22 protein-coding genes and 1 tRNA gene are annotated in these 20,837 nt (G+C 74.5%); 12 read left to right on the plus strand and 11 right to left on the minus strand.

Features of this window, described 5'->3' with window-relative positions:
• Position 1 precedes the first annotated feature (1 nt).
• Entirely contained in the window at positions 2-1,015 is a 1,014-nt protein-coding gene (gene nadA / locus ACI793_RS07710) for a quinolinate synthase NadA (protein ID WP_456605790.1), read from the minus strand.
• A 73-nt stretch (positions 1,016-1,088) separates the two neighbouring features.
• On the opposite strand from nadA, the gene ACI793_RS07715 reads away from it, so the two are divergent.
• Entirely contained in the window at positions 1,089-1,793 is a 705-nt protein-coding gene (locus ACI793_RS07715; protein ID WP_456605791.1) for an NUDIX hydrolase, read from the plus strand.
• On the opposite strand, the gene ACI793_RS07720 is transcribed toward ACI793_RS07715, so the two are convergent.
• Positions 1,721-2,494 (minus strand): hypothetical protein, encoded by a 774-nt coding sequence (locus ACI793_RS07720; protein ID WP_456605792.1) that lies wholly within the window; start codon positions 2,492-2,494, stop codon positions 1,721-1,723. The two genes, ACI793_RS07715 and ACI793_RS07720, sit on opposite strands and share 73 nt — an antisense overlap.
• Positions 2,495-2,544: 50 nt before the next feature.
• On the opposite strand from ACI793_RS07720, the gene ACI793_RS07725 reads away from it, so the two are divergent.
• Both ACI793_RS07725 and ACI793_RS07730 read left to right on the plus strand, forming a co-directional pair.
• Entirely contained in the window at positions 2,545-2,682 is a 138-nt protein-coding gene (locus ACI793_RS07725; protein ID WP_456605793.1) for a hypothetical protein, read from the plus strand.
• Positions 2,683-2,766: 84 nt separating this feature from the next.
• A complete protein-coding gene (locus tag ACI793_RS07730; RefSeq protein WP_456605794.1) occupies positions 2,767-2,922 on the plus strand; it encodes a DUF6131 family protein in 156 nt (51 codons plus the stop codon).
• Between the two features lie 123 nt (positions 2,923-3,045).
• Here ACI793_RS07730 and ACI793_RS07735 read toward each other — a convergent pair whose 3' ends face one another.
• Together ACI793_RS07735 and ACI793_RS07740 are read right to left on the minus strand one after the other, a co-directional pair.
• Positions 3,046-4,356, minus strand: a complete 1,311-nt coding sequence (locus tag ACI793_RS07735; protein ID WP_456605795.1) for a lytic transglycosylase domain-containing protein — start codon at positions 4,354-4,356, stop codon at positions 3,046-3,048.
• A gap of 162 nt (positions 4,357-4,518) precedes the next feature.
• A tRNA-Arg gene (locus ACI793_RS07740) sits at positions 4,519-4,591 on the minus strand.
• A 188-nt stretch (positions 4,592-4,779) separates the two neighbouring features.
• Between ACI793_RS07740 and ACI793_RS07745 the strand changes: the two genes are divergently transcribed.
• The 3 genes from ACI793_RS07745 (at position 4,780) to ACI793_RS07755 (ending at position 7,911) form a co-directional block, all read left to right on the plus strand.
• Positions 4,780-5,304, plus strand: coding sequence for a single-stranded DNA-binding protein (locus ACI793_RS07745; protein ID WP_456605796.1), 525 nt, complete (start codon positions 4,780-4,782; stop codon positions 5,302-5,304).
• A gap of 101 nt (positions 5,305-5,405) precedes the next feature.
• Positions 5,406-7,076 carry an energy-dependent translational throttle protein EttA gene (gene ettA / locus ACI793_RS07750; RefSeq protein WP_456605797.1) on the plus strand — a complete coding sequence of 557 codons (1,671 nt, stop codon included), beginning with the start codon at positions 5,406-5,408 and terminating at the stop codon, positions 7,074-7,076.
• Between the two features lie 211 nt (positions 7,077-7,287).
• Positions 7,288-7,911, plus strand: coding sequence for a maleylpyruvate isomerase family mycothiol-dependent enzyme (locus ACI793_RS07755; RefSeq protein WP_456605798.1), 624 nt, complete (start codon positions 7,288-7,290; stop codon positions 7,909-7,911).
• A 7-nt stretch (positions 7,912-7,918) separates the two neighbouring features.
• Here the strand turns inward: ACI793_RS07755 and ACI793_RS07760 are convergent, their stop codons facing one another.
• Complete coding sequence (locus ACI793_RS07760) at positions 7,919-8,350, minus strand: protein-tyrosine phosphatase family protein (protein WP_456605799.1); 432 nt, start codon at positions 8,348-8,350, stop codon at positions 7,919-7,921.
• Between the two features lie 67 nt (positions 8,351-8,417).
• Here ACI793_RS07760 and ACI793_RS07765 point away from each other — a divergent pair, with 67 nt between their 5' ends.
• Positions 8,418-8,831, plus strand: coding sequence for an acyl-CoA thioesterase (locus ACI793_RS07765; protein ID WP_456605800.1), 414 nt, complete (start codon positions 8,418-8,420; stop codon positions 8,829-8,831).
• A 202-nt stretch (positions 8,832-9,033) separates the two neighbouring features.
• Here ACI793_RS07765 and ACI793_RS07770 read toward each other — a convergent pair whose 3' ends face one another.
• From ACI793_RS07770 to ACI793_RS07790, 5 genes are all read right to left on the minus strand, one after another.
• Complete coding sequence (locus ACI793_RS07770; protein WP_456605801.1) at positions 9,034-9,630, minus strand: biotin transporter BioY; 597 nt, start codon at positions 9,628-9,630, stop codon at positions 9,034-9,036.
• Positions 9,631-9,740: 110 nt separating this feature from the next.
• Positions 9,741-11,321, minus strand: a complete 1,581-nt coding sequence (locus ACI793_RS07775; RefSeq protein ID WP_456605802.1) for a glycoside hydrolase family 13 protein — start codon at positions 11,319-11,321, stop codon at positions 9,741-9,743.
• A 42-nt stretch (positions 11,322-11,363) separates the two neighbouring features.
• Positions 11,364-11,795 carry a globin gene (locus ACI793_RS07780; protein ID WP_456605803.1) on the minus strand — a complete coding sequence of 144 codons (432 nt, stop codon included), beginning with the start codon at positions 11,793-11,795 and terminating at the stop codon, positions 11,364-11,366.
• Positions 11,792-13,192, minus strand: coding sequence for an MFS transporter (locus tag ACI793_RS07785; protein ID WP_456605804.1), 1,401 nt, complete (start codon positions 13,190-13,192; stop codon positions 11,792-11,794). Before ACI793_RS07785 ends, ACI793_RS07780 begins: the two co-directional genes overlap by 4 nt.
• A gap of 60 nt (positions 13,193-13,252) precedes the next feature.
• Complete coding sequence (locus ACI793_RS07790) at positions 13,253-15,364, minus strand: prolyl oligopeptidase family serine peptidase (protein ID WP_456605805.1); 2,112 nt, start codon at positions 15,362-15,364, stop codon at positions 13,253-13,255.
• 219 nt (positions 15,365-15,583) lie between these two features.
• Between ACI793_RS07790 and ACI793_RS07795 the strand changes: the two genes are divergently transcribed.
• Together ACI793_RS07795 and ACI793_RS07800 are read left to right on the plus strand one after the other, a co-directional pair.
• On the plus strand, positions 15,584-16,117 hold the full coding sequence (locus tag ACI793_RS07795; RefSeq protein WP_456605806.1) for an HNH endonuclease: 534 nt from the start codon (positions 15,584-15,586) through the stop codon (positions 16,115-16,117).
• Positions 16,118-16,196: 79 nt separating this feature from the next.
• Positions 16,197-17,060, plus strand: coding sequence for an SCO6745 family protein (locus ACI793_RS07800; protein WP_456605807.1), 864 nt, complete (start codon positions 16,197-16,199; stop codon positions 17,058-17,060).
• Between the two features lie 9 nt (positions 17,061-17,069).
• Here the strand turns inward: ACI793_RS07800 and ACI793_RS07805 are convergent, their stop codons facing one another.
• The gene (locus ACI793_RS07805) at positions 17,070-18,335 is read right to left on the minus strand and encodes a kynureninase (RefSeq protein WP_456605808.1); all 1,266 of its coding nucleotides are present in this window, start codon (positions 18,333-18,335) and stop codon (positions 17,070-17,072) included.
• A gap of 73 nt (positions 18,336-18,408) precedes the next feature.
• Between ACI793_RS07805 and ACI793_RS07810 the strand changes: the two genes are divergently transcribed.
• The 3 genes from ACI793_RS07810 to ACI793_RS07820 all read left to right on the plus strand — a co-directional run bounded on the left by ACI793_RS07810 (position 18,409) and on the right by ACI793_RS07820 (position 20,762).
• Complete coding sequence (locus ACI793_RS07810) at positions 18,409-19,848, plus strand: amidase (protein ID WP_456605809.1); 1,440 nt, start codon at positions 18,409-18,411, stop codon at positions 19,846-19,848.
• A 28-nt stretch (positions 19,849-19,876) separates the two neighbouring features.
• A complete protein-coding gene (ctaJ, locus tag ACI793_RS07815; protein ID WP_456605810.1) occupies positions 19,877-20,245 on the plus strand; it encodes an aa3-type cytochrome oxidase subunit CtaJ in 369 nt (122 codons plus the stop codon).
• A gap of 67 nt (positions 20,246-20,312) precedes the next feature.
• Positions 20,313-20,762: a DUF5130 family protein gene (locus ACI793_RS07820; protein WP_456605811.1), complete on the plus strand. Its 450-nt coding sequence runs from the start codon at positions 20,313-20,315 to the stop codon at positions 20,760-20,762.
• Positions 20,763-20,837 lie beyond the last annotated feature (75 nt).

Raw genomic sequence — 20,837 nt, forward strand, 5'->3', positions numbered from 1 at the left:
CTCACTCACCGACCGGTGACGGCGTGCCGATGGCGACCATGGCCTCGACCGCGGCGCGGGCACGGGCGGCGACCTGGGGGTCGACGGTCACCTCGTCGCGGCCCTCGCGCAGCGCGCGCAGCAGCTTCTCCGGCGTCGACATCTTCATGTAGGGGCACGCGGCGCGAGAGTTGACCGGCTCGAAGGCCGTGGTCGGGTTGGCCTGGCGCAGCTGGTGCAGCATGCCGATCTCGGTGGCGACGAGCACCCGCTTCGCCGTCGTCCGGCGTGCCTCGTCGAGCATCCCGCCGGTGGAGAGGATGTGCACGCGCTCGCCGGGCAGCTGGCCGTCGGACACCATCCACAGCGCGCTGGTCGCGCAGCCGCACTCGGGGTGCACGAGCAGCTCGGCGTCGGGGGCGGCCTCGACGCTGGCCCGCAGGTCGGTGGGGGAGATGCCGGCGTGCACGTGGCACTCGCCCATCCAGATGCGCATGTTCTGCCGGCCGGTGACCCGCTGGACGTGTGCGCCGAGGAACTGGTCGGGCAGGAAGAGGATCTCCCGGTCCACCGGGATCGACTCGACCACCTCGACGGCGTTGGACGAGGTGCAGCAGATGTCGGTCTCGCCCTTCACCTCGGCGGAGGTGTTCACGTAGGAGACGACGACGGCGCCGGGGTGCTCGGCCTTCCAGGCGCGCAGCTGGTCGGCGGTGATCGTGTCGGCCAGCGAGCAGCCGGCGTTCGCGTCGGGGACGAGCACCGTCTTCTCCGGCGCCAGGATCTTCGCGGTCTCCGCCATGAAGTGGACGCCGGCGAAGAGGATCGTGCCGGCCTCGCTGGCGGCGGCGAGGCGGGAGAGGGCGAGGGAATCGCCCACGTGGTCGGCGACGTCCTGGATCTCGGGCGCCTGGTAGTTGTGCGCCAGGATCACGACGTCCTTCTCGCGCGCGAGCCGGCGCACCTCGTCGTGCCAGTGCTGCCACTGGTCGGGCGTCCAGCCGGCGGCGGGAGGGGCGGGCAGCGTCGCGGTCACGGGGACCTCCATGCGGGTGGGGTTTCTGACTATCAGGCGAAAACCTCGTGGCAAGACCCTAGCATTCCCGGGCATGGGTTCCGTGTGGTCGTCGCCGGAGCGCCCGGCCTATCCGCACCAGGCGCTGGCCGTGGTGCTGCAGGTCAGGGCGCGCCGGCTGCACGTGATGCTCTGGGAGCGGCCGAACGAGCCCTTCGCCGGCGCGTGGGCCCTGCCCGGCGGGCCGTTGCTCGCCGAGGAGACCCTCGGGGCGTCGGTGGCGCGGCAGCTGGCGGCCAAGGTCGAGGTCGAGGTGCTCGGCCACCTGGAGCAGCTGGAGACCCGGAGTGACCCCGGTCGGGATCCCCGGGGGCGGACGGTGGCCACGGCCTACCTGGGCCTCATCCCCTCGCACCTGGATCCGGCGCTGCCCGAGGACACCGCGTGGCACCCGGTCGACGCGCTACCGGTGACGGCCTTCGACCACGGCTCGATCGTGCGCTCGGCGCTGGACCGGCTGCGGGCCAAGCTCTCGTACACCAACGTCGGGTTCGCGCTGGCCCCGCCGGAGTTCACGATCGCGGAGCTGCGCGAGCTCTACGTCGCCGCGCTCGGCCACGACGTCACGGCCACGAACCTGCAGCGGGTGCTGCTGCGGCGCGGCGTGCTGGAGCCGACGGGGGAGCAGGCTGCGTCCGGTCGTGCCGGTGGCCGGCCGGCCGCGCTCTACCGGTTCGTCACCCCGGAGCTGGCGGTCACCGATCCGTTCGCTGTGTTCCGCCCGCCGTCCGCGCGCTGATCGTCCGGGGCGCGGCCGGCGCGCATCTCACGTTCCGCGTAGCGGGCCACGGCGTAGAGGAACAACGCCGCGCCGATCATCTCCAGGCACTCCTCGACGGTGGTCACCAGCACGTAGGCGACATTCGCGCCCAGGTCGTCGCCGTAGAACAACCCCCCGACGGCCTCCAGGCCCAGGGCGCCTCCGACGTAGAGCAGGCCGGCGAGCACGAACAGGGCGGCGGTGCGGCGCGGCAGCTTCCAGAGGAAGCCCGCGTACACGACCGCGAACAGGATCACGAGCGGCGCGGCCACGACGACCCACGGGAAGGTGAACGCCCCCTCGGCCTCGACGATCCCGTCCATGCGCGGGATCAGCTCCTCGTGCAGCCACGCCAGCTCGTCGACCGAGAGATAGCCGAACACCAGGGCCAGGCCCAGCCAGTACCGGCGCAGCGGTGCGCTGCGGGCGCGGAGGAGCATGCCGACGCCCAGACAGACCAGGGCGATGGAGAACAGCAGCACCGTCGAGAACCACGTCGTGACGTTGCCCTCGCCGTCGGCGTTGAGGAGGCGGTAGGCGCTGTCGAAGGCGGTCGGCTTCTGGCCCACGATGAACACCGGGCGCTCCGGATCCAGCGCCAGGAGGCGGATCCAGAGGGACAGGGCGGTGAGCACCGAGGTCACCGCGAGGGCGCCCACCAGCAGGGTCGCCGGTCGCACGGCGGGCAGCATGGGGAAGAGACGTCCTCGGTTCAGCTCGGTGAACGGCGGTGATCGCCACGGTGACCGTCCGACGGTACCGACATCCGCCCGAGGCCCCGGCAGTGATCGCTGTCGACCCGCTCGGACCGGACGCGCCGACGGTCCGCCTCGCCCGCATCGAGAACTCCGAGATCACGATCGAGTGAAGCCGGGCCGCGGCATGTTCGAGGCGGCTCCGTCACGGATAGCTTCCAGCCGACTGCACACCGCTGCGACCGACTGGAGACCACGTGCTCATCCTCGGGTTGATCCTGCTGCTCCTCGGCTTCTTCCTCGACATCTCGATCCTCTGGACGATCGGAGTGATCCTCCTCGTCGTCGGGGCCATCCTGTACGTGCTCGGCGCCACCGGGCGGGCAGTCGGGGGACGGAAACACTACTTCTGAGTCGTCCGCGGTCCTGTCCCTCCAGGGGACGGGCCCGCGCACGCTGACCACAGCGAACCCCCGGCCGCGTCTCGCGTCCGGGGGTTCGCTGTGTCGGCAGGCCGCCGCCGGCGCGCTGAGGCCCTAGTCCGGGCAGAGCGGCAGGTTCGGCAGCAGTGGCAGGCCGAGTCCGCTGGTCAGGGAGCACGTGACGCCGGGGACCAGCTCCGCGACGGGCTCGGCGGCCGGCAGGGCCGGGGCCGCAGGTGCGGGCCCGCTCGGAAGCGGCAGCGGCAGCGGGACCGGCAGCGGTGCCGGTGCCGGTGCCGGTGCCGCCGCGGGCGGTGGCGGCGCGGGCTGAGCCGGCAGGGGAGCCGGCGCAGGTGCCGGCCGTGGGGCCGGCGCGTCGTTCTGCTGTCGGGTGCCGCCGGCCGCGGCGGGCGGCGGTGTGCCGCCGCCGGAGGGGGCCGGCGGGGCGGGCGGTGCGGGGGGCGGCGGCTGGCTCGTGCCGGTGCGCACGCCTGCCGTGTCCCCGGAGGCGGGCGTCATGTCCTGGGCGCCGATGGCCGGCCCGGGTGCGGCCGGTGCCCGGTAGTTGCCGGACGGCGGCGGCACGGGGCTGCTGGTGTCGCCCACCAGCGGCAGCGTGGCGACCGGGATCCCGGATGCGTACGCCCGGGCGAGGGCCAGCACCTGGGCGACGTAGGTATCGGAGTGGTTGTAGGCGAACACGGCCCGGCGCTGGCCGGAATCGGTGCGCAGGTCCCGCCCCGCGACGCAGAGGTAGTTCGCGGCGGCGAGGGCGGCGTCGTCGATGTCGAAGGGGTCGGTGGTGCCGTTGCCGTCGCCGTCCACCGCGTAGGACCGCCAGGTGGTGGGGATGAATTGCATGGCGCCCACCGCACGGTCGTAGCGGGTGTCGTGGTCGAAGCGGCCCCCGTCGCTGTCGCCGATGTAGGCGAACTGCCCGCCGTCCAGAGCGGGGCCCCGGATCTCCGGCGTCGAGGTGCCGTCGCCGTTGAGCACCGCGCCACCGAAGCGACCGTGGTTGGACTCGACGCGGCCGATGGCGGCGAGCAGCGACCAGTCGATGCCGCAGGAGGGCCTGGTGGTGTTCATGCGGGTCGCGGCGACCCGGTAGGCGTTGAGCGCCACGTTGGGGATGCCGTTGGCCGCCAGGCCCTCGATGACCGGTGTCCCGGCCGGTTGCTGCTCGGCTCCCCGGACGGGCTGCGCGGCCAGGGTCACGGCTCCGGGGGGTGCGCCGGCGGAGAGGCGGTCGGGCGAGAAGGTGCCGACGGCGACGTCGGCGCGGCCGTCGTCGGGCGCCTCCGCCCGCGCCACGGCGACCGGGGTGTCGCCGGACGCGGTGAGACCGGCGACCAGCCCGGCCCCCCCGACGACCAGTGCCGCGACCAGCAGCACACCGTGTGTCCGCTCCTGCGTCCTACCCATGGACCCTCGCACCCGTCTCTCGCCCTGCATTGGAGAGGAATGCCGGCCCCGTTCCGGCGGGAGCTCGTTACCCGTGTCCTGTGGTCTCAATCACATCGGGGGAGCGGACCTGAGGTCGCCGCCGGGTCGGCCGGACGCGGGTGACCTCGACCCCGGCGGGAGCGCGCCCGGCAGGATTCGAACCTGCGACCGTCGGATTAGAAGTCCGGTGCTCTATCCGCTGAGCTACGGGCGCTCGGTCGCCGATCATCGCATCGGCGCGCGGCGGAGGTCTCAGCGCGCATGCCCCGCGTCGTCCACAGGGGTGGGGCGGTTCCACAGATGCGCCGCACCAGGACCGGCCGGGGTCCCCGCGCCGCAGGGTCGGAGCACGCCGGCACCGCGCCGGTCGCGCCCTCCGGCGCAGCACCTCCGAGGAGCACCGTGAACGACACCACCGTCACCGTCGTCGGCAACGTCGTCGACTCACCCCGTCGCGTCAGCCTGGACAACGGCGCCGTGACCAACTTCCGCATGGCGTCGACCGCCCGCCGCTACGACGCCGCCACCCAGCAGTTCGTCGACTCCGGCACCCTCTGGGTCGACGTCGAGTGCTGGGGCGCGCTGAGCGGCAACGTCGCGGCCAGCCTCAGCAAGGGCGACCCGGTCATCGTCCACGGGGCGCTGACGACGCACAGCTGGGAGTCCGAGAGCGGACCGCGCAGCAAGCCGCGCATCCGGGCGTTCGCGGTCGGGTCGAACCTGCAGAAGGGGCGGTCGGTCTTCACCCGGGACCGGAGCGCCCGGCCGGCCGAGGAAGGCACACCGGCTCCCTCCGCCGGCGCCGAGGACCAGGGCTTCCCGACGTCGGCGGAGGAACTGCGACGCGGGCGGGACTACGTGGGCAGCGACGAGACGTTGAACCCTGTGGACACCGACAACCTCTCGCAGGAGCCCGCGCACGCGTAGTCGCCCTGGACTGGGAGGATCGACAGCGAGAACGGACGGGGTGGGGTCGCGCCCGGCGGCCCCGCCCCCGCTCGCGAGACGACGGAAGGCTCCGAAGCCCAGTGGCTCAGTACATCTACACGATGGTTCGCGCGCGCAAGGCGCACGGCGACAAGGTGATCCTCGACAACGTCACCCTGTCGTTCCTGCCCGGCGCGAAGATCGGCGTCGTCGGCCCCAACGGCGCCGGCAAGTCGACGGTCCTGCAGATCATGGCCGGCATGCAGCAGCCCTCCAACGGCGAGGCGACGCTCGCGCCGGACGCCACGGTGGGGATCCTGCTCCAGGAGCCGCCGCTGAACGAGAACCTCGACGTGCGCGGCAACGTCGAGGAGGCGGTCAAGCCGCTCCGCGACGCCCTGACCCGCTTCGAAGAGGTCAGCGCCGCCATGGGCGAGCCCGACGCCGACTTCGACGCGCTGCTCGCCGAGCAGGGCGAGCTCATGGAGATCATCGAGAACCAGGACGGCTGGGAGCTCGACGCCCGCATCGAGCAGGCCATGGACGCGCTGCGCTGCCCGCCGGGCGACGCAGACGTCACGGTGCTCTCCGGTGGCGAGCGCCGCCGCGTCGCGCTGTGCAAGCTGCTGCTCGAGGCGCCCGACCTGCTGCTGCTCGACGAGCCCACCAACCACCTGGACGCCGAGAGCGTCGCGTGGCTGGAACAGCACCTGGAGAAGTACGCCGGCACCGTCGTCGCCGTCACCCACGACCGGTACTTCCTGGACAACGTCGCCCAGTGGATCCTCGAGCTCGACCGGGGCCGGGCCTATCCCTACGAGGGCAACTACTCCACCTACCTGGAGACCAAGGCCGCCCGCCTGCAGGTGGAGGGGGCCAAGGACGCCAAGCGCGCCAAGCGGCTCAAGGACGAGCTGGAATGGGTGCGCTCGGGCGCCAAGGCCCGCCAGGCCAAGAGCAAGGCCCGGCTGGCCCGGTACGAGGAGATGGCGGCGGAGGCGGACAAGTTCCGCAAGCTGGACTTCGAGGAGATCCAGATCCCCCCGGGCCCGCGGCTGGGCAGCGTCGTCGTCGAGACCAACAAGCTGACCAAGGGCTTCGGCGACCGCGTGCTCATCGACGACCTGTCCTTCAACCTGCCGCGCAACGGCATCGTGGGCGTCGTCGGCCCCAACGGAGTCGGCAAGACGACGCTGTTCAAGATGCTGGTCGGCGAGGAGAAGCCCGACGACGGCGAGATCAAGGTCGGCGAGACGGTCAAGCTGTCCTACGTCGAGCAGAACCGCAGCGGCATCGACCCCAAGAAGACGCTGTGGGAGGTCGTCTCCGACGGCCTGGACCACATCAAGGTCGGCAACGTCGAGATGCCGTCGCGCGCCTACATCGCGGCCTTCGGCTTCAAGGGCCCGGACCAGCAGAAGCCCGCGGGCGTGCTGTCCGGCGGCGAGCGGAACCGTCTCAACCTCGCCCTGACCCTGAAGCAGGGCGGCAACCTGCTGCTGCTCGACGAGCCGACGAACGACCTCGACACCGAGACGCTGACCAGCCTGGAGGGTGCGCTGCTGGAGTTCCCCGGCTGCGCCGTGGTGGTCAGCCACGACCGGTGGTTCCTCGACCGGGTGGCCACCCACATCCTCGCCTACGAGGGCGAGTCCAAGTGGTTCTGGTTCGAGGGCAACTTCGCCGACTACGAGAAGAACAAGGTCGAGCGCCTCGGTCAGGACGCCACCCGGCCGCACCGGGCGACCTACCGCAAGCTGTCCCGCGACTGAGCCGAGCAATCGGCCGACGGCCGGCGTGGAGCACCTGCTCCGCGCCGGCCGTCGTCGTTCCGGAAGGCTCCGTCCGGGGGTGCCCGGGTCGCGCGATGAGCGCCGGCCCGCGCGGGCGACCGGAGGGCGAGGGCTGGCCGGGCACGCGCGAGGCGCCCTACGCTCCGGCCAGCCGTCGTGACCGATGCGACCGAGACTCCCCGGAGCGCAGATGTCCGTCATGCACCTGGCCCGCGCCGAACGCGAGGAGCTGCGCGACCTGCTGAGCGGCCTGTCCCCGGAGCAGTGGCGGGTGCCCTCGCTGTGCGCAGGTTGGACCGTCCAGGACGTGGTCGCGCACGTGCTGAGCTACGACGAGCTCGGCGCCCGGCAGCTGGCCGAACGGCTCGCGCGCGGGTTGTTCAGCGTCGACCGTGCCAACGCCATCGGACTGCGGGAGTACGGCACCCGGACGCCCGAGGAGCTGCTCCGCCTCCTGGACAGCCATCTCACCCCGACGGGGCTGACCGCCGGGATGGGCGGTGCGATCGCGCTGACAGACGGGATGATCCACCAGCAGGACATCCGGCGCCCGCTCGGCCTGCACCGGCACATCCCGGCCGAGCGCCTGGTGCCGGCGCTGCGCACGGCCCTGTTCGCCCCGACGTTGCTGGGTGCCTGGCGCGTGCGCGACGTCCGGCTTGTGGCCACCGACATCGACTGGTCCTTCGGCCGTGGCCCCGAGGTCCGGGGCGCCGCGGAGGCGCTCCTGATGACCGTGGCGGGCCGTCCGGCGGCCGTCGCCGACCTGTCCGGCCCCGGCCAGGAGCGCGTCGCCCGGCGGTTGGCCGGCTGACCGGCCCTCAGCCGGCCACGAGCCTGCTGACCAGCCGGCGCTGACGTCGCGTCTCCACCGCGCGCGGGCGGTAGTGCCGGCGGACGAAGGCGACGGCCTCCTCGGCAGGGACGCCGTCCAGGACGGCCAGGCAGGCCAGGGCGGTGCCGGTGCGTCCGGTGCCGCCGCCGCAGACGATCTCCACCCGTTCGCCGGCGGCTCGCTCCCAGGCCGCGGCCAGCGCCGTCCGCAGCTCGGCCGGGTCCCGGGGGAGGCCGAAGTCCCGCCAGCGCACCCAGTGCTGATCCCAGGCCACGGCCGGAGGTGGGCGCCCGAGCAGGTAGACCCCGAGCTCCGGCGGAGGAACCGGGGACGGCGTCCCCAGCCCGCGGCCCAGCACCCTGCGCCCGGACGGCAGCGTGAGCACCCCGGGGAGGTCGGCGGGCCAGGCGTCCCCCATCGCCTCACCGTAGGCGCGTGCGCGGGTCCGGTCGTGGCGCCGGAGAGAGGTAGGGCAGGGTGGCGGTGTGAGGCACACCGCTGCGGTCCCGATGCGCTGGTCGGACATGGACGCCTACCAGCACATCAACAACGTGGCCTTCCTCGGCTACTTCGAGATGGCCCGCATCAGCCTGTTCCGCGAGCAGCCCGCGCACGACCTGAGGACCGGGCAACGGCGGGGCCTGATCGTCGCCGCGCACGAGATCGCCTACAAGCGCCAGGTCGTCTACTCGTCCCAGCCGCTGCAGATCGACGTCTGGGTCACCGACGTCCGCGCGGCGACCTTCCTGTGCCGCTACGAGGTCTTCGACCACGGCAAGCTGGCGGTCACCGGCAGCACGAAGATCGTGCCGTTCGACTTCGCCCTCGAGCGCCCGCGCCGGCTCACGCCCGAGGAGAAGGAGTTCCTCGCCCGCTGGGCCGACGAGCCGGCGGACTGACGCCCGCGAGACCGGGCCGCCCCGGGCCATCTGCAGGGAGCAGGCCCTCGGGCCGCGTTCTGGACACCACGTTCCCCGGAGTTGCGCCCGGTGCGGGCCGGCCCCGTGACGCGCGCGACACGAGGGCCCGTAAGGGCAAGGACCCGGCAACGCGACGACCCCCGGGCGCCGAGGCGTCCGGGGGTCGTCGTGCGAGCGGGCGTCAGGCCCGGCGGGTGGCCTTCCAGGCGGTGCCGAGGACCGCCGCGGCGACCCCCGCCTTCACCAGGCCGCCGAGGATGAAGGGGTAGAAGCCGGCGTCCAGAGCCTGGGCCGCCGACATGTCGGCGGAGACGGCCAGCCACGGCACGCCGACGGCGAAGATGACCGCCTGGCCCGCGATGAACAGCGGCACGGACTTCAGCGGGTTGCGGTCGGCGCCGTGCTTGGCGGCCAGACCGATGAGGAACGCGGCCGGGATGAAGCCGACGACGTAGCCACCGGTCGCCCCGAAGACGACGTCGACGCCGCCGCTGGCCTCGGAGTAGAACGGCAGCCCGACCAGGGCGCACGCCATGTAGGCCACCTGCACCGCGATGCCGCGCACCGGGCCCAGCGCGGCTGCGGTCAGCACGACGGCCAGCGTCTGGCCGGTGATCGGCACCGGCGAACCGGGGACCGGCACCGAGACCTGCGCGAGCGCCGCGGTCAGCAGCACCCCGAGCGCCACGAGGACCACGTTGCGTGCGCGCACGGCGGGCACCAGGTCGGCGAGAACGAGCGGGCGCAGCGGCTGCGCGGGCATCGAAGCGGTGGCCACGAATCCTCCTGAACGGCGGGTCGGCGCCGGCCGCACGGCCGGCGCTCCGGATCACGGAGAGTCTGCACTACGCCCTCGGGCGGTGTGCCACCCACCGGGCGGCCCCTGGCTCAGGCCACCAGCCACACCGCGGCGTCGTCGGGAAGGGAGCCGTCGCCCACCTCGGCGCTGGCCAGCAGCACGGAGCCCTCCGGCAGCGGAACCGCCGCACCGGACAGGTTGAGCAGGCACACGAGTCCTCCCGGGCGGCGGAACGCCAGGCATCCCTCGGGTGCCGGTAACCACTCCAGTTCCGCCCCGGCGAACGCGGGCGAGGAGGCCCGGAGCGCCAGCGCCGTCCGGTACAGCGACTGCATCGACGCAGGCTGGGTGGCCTGTGCCTCCGCCGTGAGCTCCGCCCAGCCCGCCGGCATGGGCAGCCACGTCGCGGAGCCCGAGGAGAAGCCGTAGGGCGGCTCGGTGCCCGACCACGGCACCGGGATCCGGCAGGCGTCGCGCCCGCGCTCCCGGCCGCCGGAGCGGAACCAGATCGGGTCCTGCAGCGCCGCATCGGGCAGGTCGACGTCGGGCATGCCGAGCTCGTCGCCGTTGTACAGGTACGCCACTCCGGGCAGGGCCAGCTGCAGCAGCGCGGCCGACCGTGCCCGGCGGGTGCCCAGCTCCCCGCCGCCATAGCGCGTCACGTGCCGGGGCCGGTCGTGGTTGGACAGCACCCAGCACGCCGGTGCCGGGGTGCCCTCGACCGCGGCCAGCGAGTGGGAGACGGCGTCGCGCAGGGCAGCGGGCGTCCACTCCGCCGTCAGCAGCTTGAAGTTGAACGCCAGCTGCAGCTCGTCGGGGCGCAGGTACTGGGCCAGCCGCTCGTCGTCGGAGACCCACACCTCGCCCACGGCCATCCGGCCGGGGTACTCCTCGAGCACCGAGCGGATCCGCCGGTGCACGACATGGACGCCGTCCTGGTCGAAGCGGTGGTCGCCGGGACCGTGGTCGTCGAGCAGCCCGGTGTCGTCCATCGGGACCATGTCGGGCAGACCGTCGGGCTTGGCCATGCCGTGCGCGACGTCGATGCGGAAGCCGTCGACCCCGCGGTCCAGCCAGAAACGCATCGTCTCCTCGAGGTCGGCGAGGACCTCGGGGTTCGCGAAGTCCAGGTCGGGCTGCTCGGGGGCGAAGATGTGCAGGTACCACTGGCCGTCGGGGACACGGGTCCACGCCGGCCCACCGAAGACCGAGGGCCAGTTGTTCGGCGGCTCGCTGCCGTCGGGCCCGCGGCCGTCCCGGAACAGGTAGCGCGCCCGCTCGGGAGAGCCGGGCCCGGCGGCGAGCGCCGCCTGGAACCACTCGTGGTCGTGCGAGCTGTGGTTGGGGACCAGGTCGATGGTCACGCGGATGCCCAGGGCGTGGGCCTCGGCGAGCAGGGCGTCGAACTCGGCGAGGTCGCCGAACACCGGCTCGACGTCGCGCGGGTCGGCGACGTCGTACCCGTGGTCGGCCATCGGCGACGGGTAGAAGGGCGTGATCCACAGCGCGTCGACGCCGAGATCGCGCAGGTAGGTCAGCCGCCCACGCAGGCCGGCGAGGTCGCCGACGCCGTCGCCGTTCCCGTCGGCGAAGCTGCGGATGTAGACCTGGTAGAAGACCGCGTCCCGCCACCACTCGGTGGACGGGACGGTCGTCGGCTCCGGTGGCACCGGGCTCCTCGGGGATCGGGTCGGCCGGGGGCCGGGCTGGGACTAGGGGGTGAGGTCGCTGCCGGCGTCCGCGGGGAAGCGGTTCTGCATGCTGCGCGCCGCCATCGCCAGGTAACCCCACAGCGTGGCGTCCTGCTCGGCGGGCAGATCCAGGGAGTCGACGGCGTCGCGCATGTGCGTGAGCCAGGCGTCGCGCTCGGCCGGGCCGATGGCGAACGGCGCGTGCCGCATGCGCAGCCGCGGGTGCCCACGCTGGTCGGAGTAGGTGGTGGGCCCGCCCCAGTACTGCTCCAGGAACTGGCGCAGCCGCGTCTCGGCGCCCTCCCAGTCGTCCTGGGGGTACAGCGGCGCCAGCACCGGGTCGGTGCGGACGGCGGCGTAGAAGCGGGCCACGAGCCGCTCGAAGGTGGCGGAGCCGCCGACCTCGTCGTAGAAAGCGGTCCGCTCGGACGGCGACCGCCTCGACTCGCTCATGCCCGCGATGCTCCCTCAGCGTCGATTCCGACGGACGACCGGTCCCGCGTCCGTCGATAGGCAACCAGCGCCGGGGCGACGGCGATCATTCCGACACCGCCGCAGGCGGCGAGCACGACGCTGGGCGCCATGCCCTCCGCGGCGAGCCCGGCGGCCAGCGCCCCCAGGCCCTGCACGCCGTAGAGGCCGCTGACCGCGACACCGAACGCGCGGCCGCGGAAGGCCGGCGGGGTCGCCTGCACGAAGGAGATGTTCAGCGGGATGAGCCAGGAGGCGCCGAGTCCCGACACGAACAGCAGCGCCAGCAGCGTCGCGAACGGCGGGGTACCGCCGCCGATCACCGCCACCACCAGACCGCCGGCCAGCAGTGGCGCCAGGGAGAGCGCGACCAGGGGGACGACGAGCCGCTCGCGGCGGTCGGGCGGGACGAGCCGGCCCAGCAGCAGGCCGCCGACGACGACGCCGGCGGGGTTGGCCGCCAGCAGGACGCCGATGGCCATGCTGCCGCGCCCCAGCTCGTCGGCCAGCGGGGCGGCGATGCCCTCCCAGGCGTTGGCGAACAGTGCGCCCACCCACAGCACGGCGATGATGGCCAGCATGCGCCGGGTGCCGCCGAGGAAGCGCAGGCCGGCGGCGGTGTCCCGCCACAGCGAGCCGCCCTCCTCGGCCGGCGCGGGCGCGGGTCGGCGCTGGAGGCGCGCCGAGAGCCACAACGCCGAGACCGCGAAGGTGGCGGCGTCGATGCCCAGCGCCAGCGAGGGATGCAGGGCGACCAGCGCGCCGCCGGCCAGGAAGCCCACGACCTGGGCCAGTTGCAGCGTGACCGTCGTCAGCGACGTGGCGACGGCGTACCGCTCGCCGTCGAGCACGTCGGCCATGAGCGCCGACCGGGCCGACTCGAACGGCGGCGCGCACAGGGAGACCAGCAGCAGCAGGCCCAGCAGCACCGGCAGCGGCATCCCCGGCACGGCCATCACCGCCAGCAGGGCGGCGCGGGCGGCGTCCGTGGCGATGAGCACGCGGTGCCGCGGCAGCCGGTCGGCGAGCGTGGACAGCAGCGGGCCGCCGATCAGCCACGGGAAGTGGCTGATGGCGAAGGTCAGCGCGGACAGCAGCGGGGAGCTGGTGCGCTGGTAGACCAGCACGGTCAGCGCCACGCGGGCCAGCTCGTCGCCCGCGGTGGAGAGCAGGAAGGTGCCGAACAGCGGCCGGAACTCCGCGACGGCGAAGACCTCGCGGTACGTCGCCGGACGGTCGGGGGCGCCGGGAGCGGCCTCCTCCGGCGCGGGCGAGGTCAGCGGAGCCTCGATCCGGGACGCCGCACCACCGCGGGCGGGGCTGCGCTCGTCATCACCATGGCCGCTCCCCGGATCTCTCGTCCACCACCACCGCGCCACGCTCGGCGACGGATAGTGACCTGACCATCACCGGAATGGTGTCAGGTGCGGCGCGGTCTGTCAGCGAGGGGCGCCGGACGCGTCCTCCCGAGGGAGCAGGCCGGTGTACCGCGCCAGGAACGCCAGCTGGTCGGCCGCCAGCCCCACCGTCCGGCTGACCGCCCGGGCGCCGTGGCCGACCGACACCTCCCGCCGCAGGACGACCGGGGCGCCGGCGCTCGTCGCGTGCTGCAGGGCGGCGGCCAGCTTGCGTCCGTGCAGCGGGTGCACGCGCGTGTCGGACTCGAAGGTGGTGATGAGCACCGCCGGGTACGCCGTGCCCTCCCGCACCGCGTGGTACGGCGAGTAGCCCAGCAGCCAGCCCAGCTCCGTCGGGTCCTCGGCGGTGCCGTACTCGTCGTTCCAGGTGCGCCCGAGCCCGAACAGCTCGTACCGGACCATGTCCAGCAGGGGGGCGCTGCAGACGACCGCCGCCGCCAGGTCGGGCCGCTGGGTCAGCGTCGCCCCGACGAGCAGACCGCCGTTGGACCCGCCGAAGATCCCCAGCTGCCCGTGCGTGGTCCAGCCCTCGGCGACGAGGTGCTCCCCGGCGGCGGCGAAGTCGTCGAACACGTTCTGCTTGCGGTCGCGCATCCCGGCCCGGTGCCACTCCTCGCCGTGCTCCGAGCCGCCGCGCAGGTTGGCCACCACCCAGATGCCCCCCGCCGCGACCCACGACAGCGCCTGCGCGCTGTAGGCCGGGGTGAGCGAGACGTTGAAGCCGCCGTACCCGTAGAGCACCGCCGGCCGCGGGGCGTCGGGGGTGCCGGTGCCCGAGAGGACGAACAGGTGAACCGGCGTCCCGTCGGCCGAGGTCGCGTGGGTCTCGACGACGGTCAGCTCCGGAACGGCGCCGGCGACGCCCGCCCGCTCCCAGTCCTGCAGCGCCGCTCCGGTGCCCGCCTCCCAGCGCAGCACCGACGGGGGAGTGGCGTAGTCGGTGTAGCCGATCCACGCCTCGGTGCCACCCTCGGGCCGGGAGACCACGCCGGAGATGCTGCCGCTGCCCGGTGCGGGCACGTCGGAGAGCCGGCCCGAGCCGTCCGCGGCCCAGACCGAGAGCCGGTCGGTGGCGTCCACCGCGTGCACCGCCAGCACCTGCAGGTCGCCGTCGGGACCGTCGACCAGGGTGACGTCGGTGAGGACGGCGTCGTCCTGCTGCGGGACGACGTCCCGCCACGCCTCCGGTGCCCAGGTCGCGGGGTCGGCGGGGTCGGCGACCGCGAGGCGCCAGCGCGGGGTGCCGCGGTCCGACATCAGCCACAGCCGGCCGTCGCGCGCCACCCACGCCGAGGTCTGGGCGTCCACGCCCACCTGGAGCTCGCGCAGCGGCGCCGGCCCGCTCTCTGATGTCGCCGTCAGGTCGGCCAGCCAGACGTCGTCCCGCGGGGCGGTGCCCACCGAGCGGGAGACGACCAGCCAGCGGCCGTCCCGGCTGGTGTGCACGCCGAAGTAGCTGGCCGGGTCGCTGCCCTCGCCGTGCACGAGCACGTCACCGTCGGCCGGCGTCCCGACCCGGTGCCGCCACACGCGGCGGTGGAACTGCTCCTCGCCCGCGGGCACCTGGTCGGGGGCCAGGCGGCGGACGTAGAACAGCTCCTCGCCGCCGGGCAGCCAGGCGACGGGGGAGTAGCGGCAGCGGTCGACGGGGCCGTCGAGGACCTCGCCGGTGGCGACGTCGAGCACGTAGAGCCGCGACTCCTCGTCCCCGCCGACCGAGAGCTGGTAGGCCAGCCGGTCGCCCTCGATCGACGGCGACCAGGCGTCGAGCGTGGTGGTGCCCGCGGGGTCCAGCGCCACCGGGTCGACCAGCACCCGGACCGCTCCGTCGGGCTCGGTCACCCGCAGCACGGCGTGCTCCTGGCCCGGGTCGCGACGGGTGGAGAACGCGCGCCCACCCCGCCACACCGGCAGCCCGACCGCGCCGGCGTGCACCAGCTCCTCCAGGCGGGCGGCGAAGGCCGGGCGCAGAGGCAGCGAGCCCAGCACGTCGGCGGCCAGGGCGTCCTGGGCCTCGCTCCATGCCGCGGTCCGCGGGTCGGCGTCGTCCTCCAGCCAGCGGTAGGGATCGGCGACGGCCTGTCCGTGCAGGTCCTCGACCAGGTCGAGCCGGGGTGCCTCGGGGTAGCGCATCCGGCCCACGGTAGCGGCGTGCCGGGCCACCCGGCCGGGCCATCCGGAAAACTGAGCAGCGCCGATCGGAGGTTTCCGGGTCAGAATGGGGCCAGCCCGCGGGTCTCGGAGCCACCGGCGGTCCGCGGCGACCGGAGGTGATCCGTGCTGCGCGCCGCGTCCGGGTCGACGTCGGAGGGTCACCCAGGCCCGCGCCGCGACCCACACCATCCCTCGGTCGTGCCCGTGCCGTCGCCCGGGACGACCAGCGCCACTCTGCTGCTCAACGCCACGTTCGAGCCGCTGTGCGTCGTCTCGAGCCGGCGGGCGATCGTGCTCGTGCTCGCCGAGAAGGCCGAGCCGGTCGACTCGGCGGCGGACGTCGTGCACGCCGAGCGGGTCAGCCTGCCGGTGCCCGTGGTCGCCCGGCTGACCCGGTACGTGCGGGTGCCCTACCCCTCGTCGGTGCCGCTGTCCCGGCGCGCGGTGTTCACCCGGGACGGGCAGACCTGCGTCTACTGCGGCGGCTCGGCGACCAGCATCGACCACGTCGTCCCCCGCAGCCGGGGCGGCACCCACACCTGGGACAACGTGGTGGCCGCCTGCCGCCGGTGCAACCACACCAAGGCCGATCGCTCGCTGGCCGAGCTGGGCTGGTCGCTGCCGCAGCCGCCGCGCCCGCCGACCGGTGCCGCGTGGCGGCTGCTCGGTCACCGCACCGTCGACCCGCGCTGGCGGGAGTGGCTGGGCATGCCCGAGAGCGTCAGCGCGTGAAAGAGGACCCCGTCCTCCTCCCCACTCGCACGCTCGCGGCGAGCCTCGGGACGGGGCCGACGAGCCACCGGAGGAACTCATGACTTCTGCGGCGACCGCGCGGCTGCTGTGGAGCCTGGCCGAGCCGTTCCACGCCCTCACCTACTTCGCCGAGGAGGCCGGCAGCGCCTTCGCCGCGGCCGGCCTGCGCGGGTTCTGGTCGGGCTACTTCGCCGGCCGGGCGGCGCCGCTGGGCGCGGTCGGTGCCGAGGTCGTCTCCGCGACCTTCGTCAACTTCGCGCCGGAGTTCGTGGCCCGTCGCGTGCCGGCGGTGTGGGACGCGGTGACCCCGGCGGCGGCGCTGGACGCACGGGTCGCGGGCGTGGACGCCGCGGTCCGCCGGGTGCTGGGGGAGGAGTGGATCGGCTCCGACGTTGCGATCGAGGCCATGCACCTGGCCGGCACCGCGGCGGCCGCCGTCGACCACCCCGGCCGCCCGCTCGCCGCCGCGAACAGCGCGGTGGCAGTGCCCGGCGAGCCGCACCTGGTGCTGTGGCAGGCGCTCACCACGCTCCGCGAGCACCGCGGCGACGGGCACACCGTCGCGCTGGTCGCCCGGGAGATCGACGGCGTGCAGGCGCACGTGCTGGCCGCGGTGGCCGGCCGGTCCGACCGCGCCTGGCTGCAGAAGGCCCGCGGCTGGGACGACGCGGCCTGGGACGACGCCACCGACCGCCTGACCGAGCGCGGCTGGCTGGAGGACGGCGACCTCACCGCGCACGGCCTGGCCATGGTCACCACTATCGAGGCCGACACCGACCGGCTCGCGCTCGGGCCCTGGCGCGCACTGGGTGCGCAGGGCTGCGACCGGCTCGCCGAGCTGCTGCGCCCGGTGCGCCGCGCCGTCGTCACCGCGGGGCTGTGGCCGACCGGCAACCCGATCGGCGTGCCGGAGCCCGACTGACGCCGCTGATCAGGTGACGCGCGACCGCTCGGCGGGGAAGGACTCGTAGGAGCGGTCGGCGAGGATCGCGCGGAACCGGTCCATGGCGTCCCAGACGTCGACGAACCGGGTGTAGAGGGGCGCGGGGCCCAGGCGGACGCGGTCGGGGGTGCGGAAGTCCGGCACCACCGAGCGGTCGACCAGCGCCTGCGTGAGCTGCCACGCCTGCGGATGGGCGAAGGTGACGTGCGAACCCCGGCGGACCGCCTCCCGCGGCGAGGCCAGCGCTACGCCCGCGGGCACGAGCCACTCGTCCCCGAGCGCGACGACCAGGTCGGTCATCGCCCGGCCCTTGGCCGCCAGCGCCTCGATGCCGGCCTCGGCGACCACGCCCGCACCGACCTCGACCGCGGCCATGCCGATCACCGGCGGCGTCCCCACGCCGAAGCGCTCGATGCCCTCGGCCGGCTCGTACGCCGGGCCCATCGCGAACTGGTCGCGCTGGCCGAACCAGCCCTGGATCGGCGAGCGCAGCTCGGCCTGCAGCTCGCGGCGCACGTAGAGGAAGGCCGGGGCCCCCGGGCCGCCGTTGAGGTACTTGTAGGTGCAGCCCACGGCCAGGTCCGCGCCGGTGGCGTCGAGGTCGACGTGCACCGCGCCCACGGCGTGCGAGAGGTCCCACAGCAGCAGGGCGCCGGACTCGTGCACCAGCCGGGTCACCTCGGCGACGTCGGCCAGCGCTCCGGAGCGGTAGGCCACCAGCGACAGGACGACGACGGCGACCCGCTCGTCCAGCGCCGCCGCGAGCACGTCGAGGTCCAGGCCCTCGTCGATGTCGGCGTCGATCTCGCGGACGGTCATGCCCTGGGCCTCGGCCACGCCGGCGACGACGTACCGGTCGGTGGGGAAGTCGTCGGCGGTGCAGACGAGCACGTCCCGGCCGGGGCGGGCAGCGGCGCCGGCCACGAGCAGCTTGTAGAGGTTCACGGTGGTCGAGTCGCCGACCAGCACCTGACCGCGACCCGCGCCGAGCACGCCGGCACCGAGGTCGTCCCCGAGTCGCGTGGCCGCGCCGATCCACTGCGACCAGGAGCCGACGAGTCCGCGCGCCCACTCCTGCTCGACCACGCGGCTCACCGCGGCCGGCGTGGCCAGGGGCATGCGGCCGAGGGAGTTGCCGTCCAGGTAGAGCAGCCGGTCGGGGCCGTCCTCGTCGGCGCCGGAGAAGCGGGCGCGGAAACCGGCGAGGGGGTCGGCCGCGTCGAGGGCCTCCGCGGCGGCACGGGAGAGGTCCATGGCTCCTTGTGTACGTCACCGCCGGCCCGCGCCCGCCCGGGGGTGGGCGATCCGCCGACTAGCCTCGCCGCCCGTGACCCAGCTGCACGACCTGACCGCGCTCGAGCAGGCGGCCGCCGTGCGGTCGGGCGAGGTGAGCCCCACCGAGCTGGTGCGGCACGCGCTGGACCGGATCGAGGCGCTCGACGGGGCGCTCGGTGCCTTCGTCACGGTCACCCCCGAGCGGGCGCTGGCCGCTGCCACCGCCGCCCGGCGCCGGGTGCGGGACGGCGGTGACCTGCCCCCGCTGCTGGGGGTGCCGACGGCGATCAAGGACCTCACCAGCACCGCCGGCGTGCGGACGACGTCCGGCTCCCGGGTCACCGCGGACCACGTGCCCACCGTCGACGACGCCGTCGTCACGCGGCTGGCCGCGGCCGGCACCATCAGCCTGGGCAAGACCAACACCCCGGAGTTCGGCTTCCCCTGCTACACCGACAACGACCTGGTGGGACCGGCGCGCTGCCCGTGGGACCCGAGCCTCCTGGCCGGCGGCTCCAGCGGCGGTGCGGCGGTCGCGGTCGCGGCCGGCTTCGTGCCGTTCGCCCACGGCAGCGACGGCGGGGGCTCGATCCGCATCCCGGCCAGCGTCACCGGACTGGTGGGACTGAAGCCGGCGCGTGGGCGGGTGAGCAACGCACCGTCCGGCAGCGAGATCACCGGCCTGGTCACCCACGGCCCGCTCGCCCGGACGGTGCGCGACGCCGCCGCGATGCTCGACGCGATGGCCGGTCCCGAGCCGGGCGACCCCGGCTGGGCGCCTCCGCTGCCGCCGGGGGAGACGTTCCTGGCCGCGGCCGACCGCCCGCCCGGCCGGCTGCGGATCGCCGTCCTCCGCGAGTCGCCGATGCCCGGGGCGTCGCCGCTCCAGCCCGAGGTGGCCACCGCCCTGGCGGACGCGGCCGGGCTGCTCACCGACCTCGGCCACGACCTCGAGGAGGCGCCGGGCGGACTCGTCGGGCCCGAGGTGATGCCGGCCTTCGAGCAGGTGTGGGCGCTGTCCGGCGCCACCCTCCCCGTCCTGCCCGGGCGGGTCGCCGAGCTGCGGCCGCTCACCCGGGAGCTGCGCGCCCGGGGTCTGGCGCTCACGGCCCGCGACGCCATGCTCGCGATGGCCGCGCTGCGGTCGTTCGCCCGCCGGTTCGTGCAGGCCACCGCCGCCTACGACGTCCTGCTCGCACCGGTGGTGACCATGACCCCGCGACCGATCGGCTGGTTCGACGCCGACGGCGACGGGGCCGCGGACTTCGAGCGCAACAAGCGCTACTCGGCGTTCCCCGCCCTGGCCAACGTCACCGGTCAGCCGGCGGTGAGCGTGCCCCTGCACTGGACCGCCGACGGCCTGCCCGTGGGCAGCATGCTGGTCGGCCGGCCCGCCGACGAGAGCACGCTGATCTCGCTCTCGGCGCAGCTGGAGGCCGCCCGGCCCTGGGCGCACCGACACCCCGCCGCCTGGGGGAGCGTGGCGGGCTGACCGAGTGGGGTGCCGGTAAGTTGGTGGCGTGACCGTTGCCGAGACCATCCTCGTGTTCGTCGCGGTGCCCCTGGCCATCGTCCTGGCGCTCGCGCTGCTGACCCTCGGGCCCGCCGCACGCAACCGGCGGCCCCGCTACAAGCCCGGGCAGCCCTGGAACCACGACCCGATCTGGTTCGAGCCGCACCCGGAGGCCACCGGGCACGGTGGCGGCCACGGCGACGACCACGCCCAGGCGCTCGGCTCGTCCGTCTACCCCGAGCGGTACGGCGACGAGGCCGCGGCGACGCACGCGGTGAGCGGCGGGACCACCCCCGGCGGCCTTGCCACAGGTGCCACCGCGGCTCCGCGCCCCAAGCCGGCCGGCCCGCTCGGCGGAGCCCGCGGCACGTGGTGAGCCTGGTGCCCGGACCCGTCCCGAACACCCCCGTCGCTCCCGCGATCGACCTGCCCGGAGGCCCGCGATGACCAGCGCTCTCGAAGTCGAGTCCCACGACACCGCGACCAACCGGACCGCGGCGGCGCGCACGGACGAGGGCATCGACCAGGTCTTCAGCTTCCGCGAGCTGGCCCGCCTCGACGAGGCCCTGACCATGTCCTCGCGAGAGACCGGGCTGCGCTTCACCCTCTACGTGGGCGACCTGGGCACCCCGACCCGCTCCCGCGCCGAGGAGCTGCACGCCTACTCCGGCGGCAACACCGCCGAAGCGGTGCTCATCGCCGTCTCGCCCGGGCAGCGCGTGGTCGAGGTCGTCACCGGGTCAGCGGCGGCGCGGCGGCTGCCCGACCGCGCCTGCGCGCTGGCCGTGCTGTCCATGACGACCGCCTTCGCCGGGGGAGACCTCGTCGGCGGCATCATCAACGGGCTGCGCCAGCTGGCCGACCAGGCCGGCCGGCCCGCCGCTCGCCACTAGGTCATCGCGGCCCTCCGGGCCGCACCGCGGCCAGGAGCCGTCCCCGACCGGCCCGGAGCCCCACCTCGTGTGCCG

It is taken from the genome of Blastococcus sp. SYSU DS0617 (assembly GCF_054051075.1).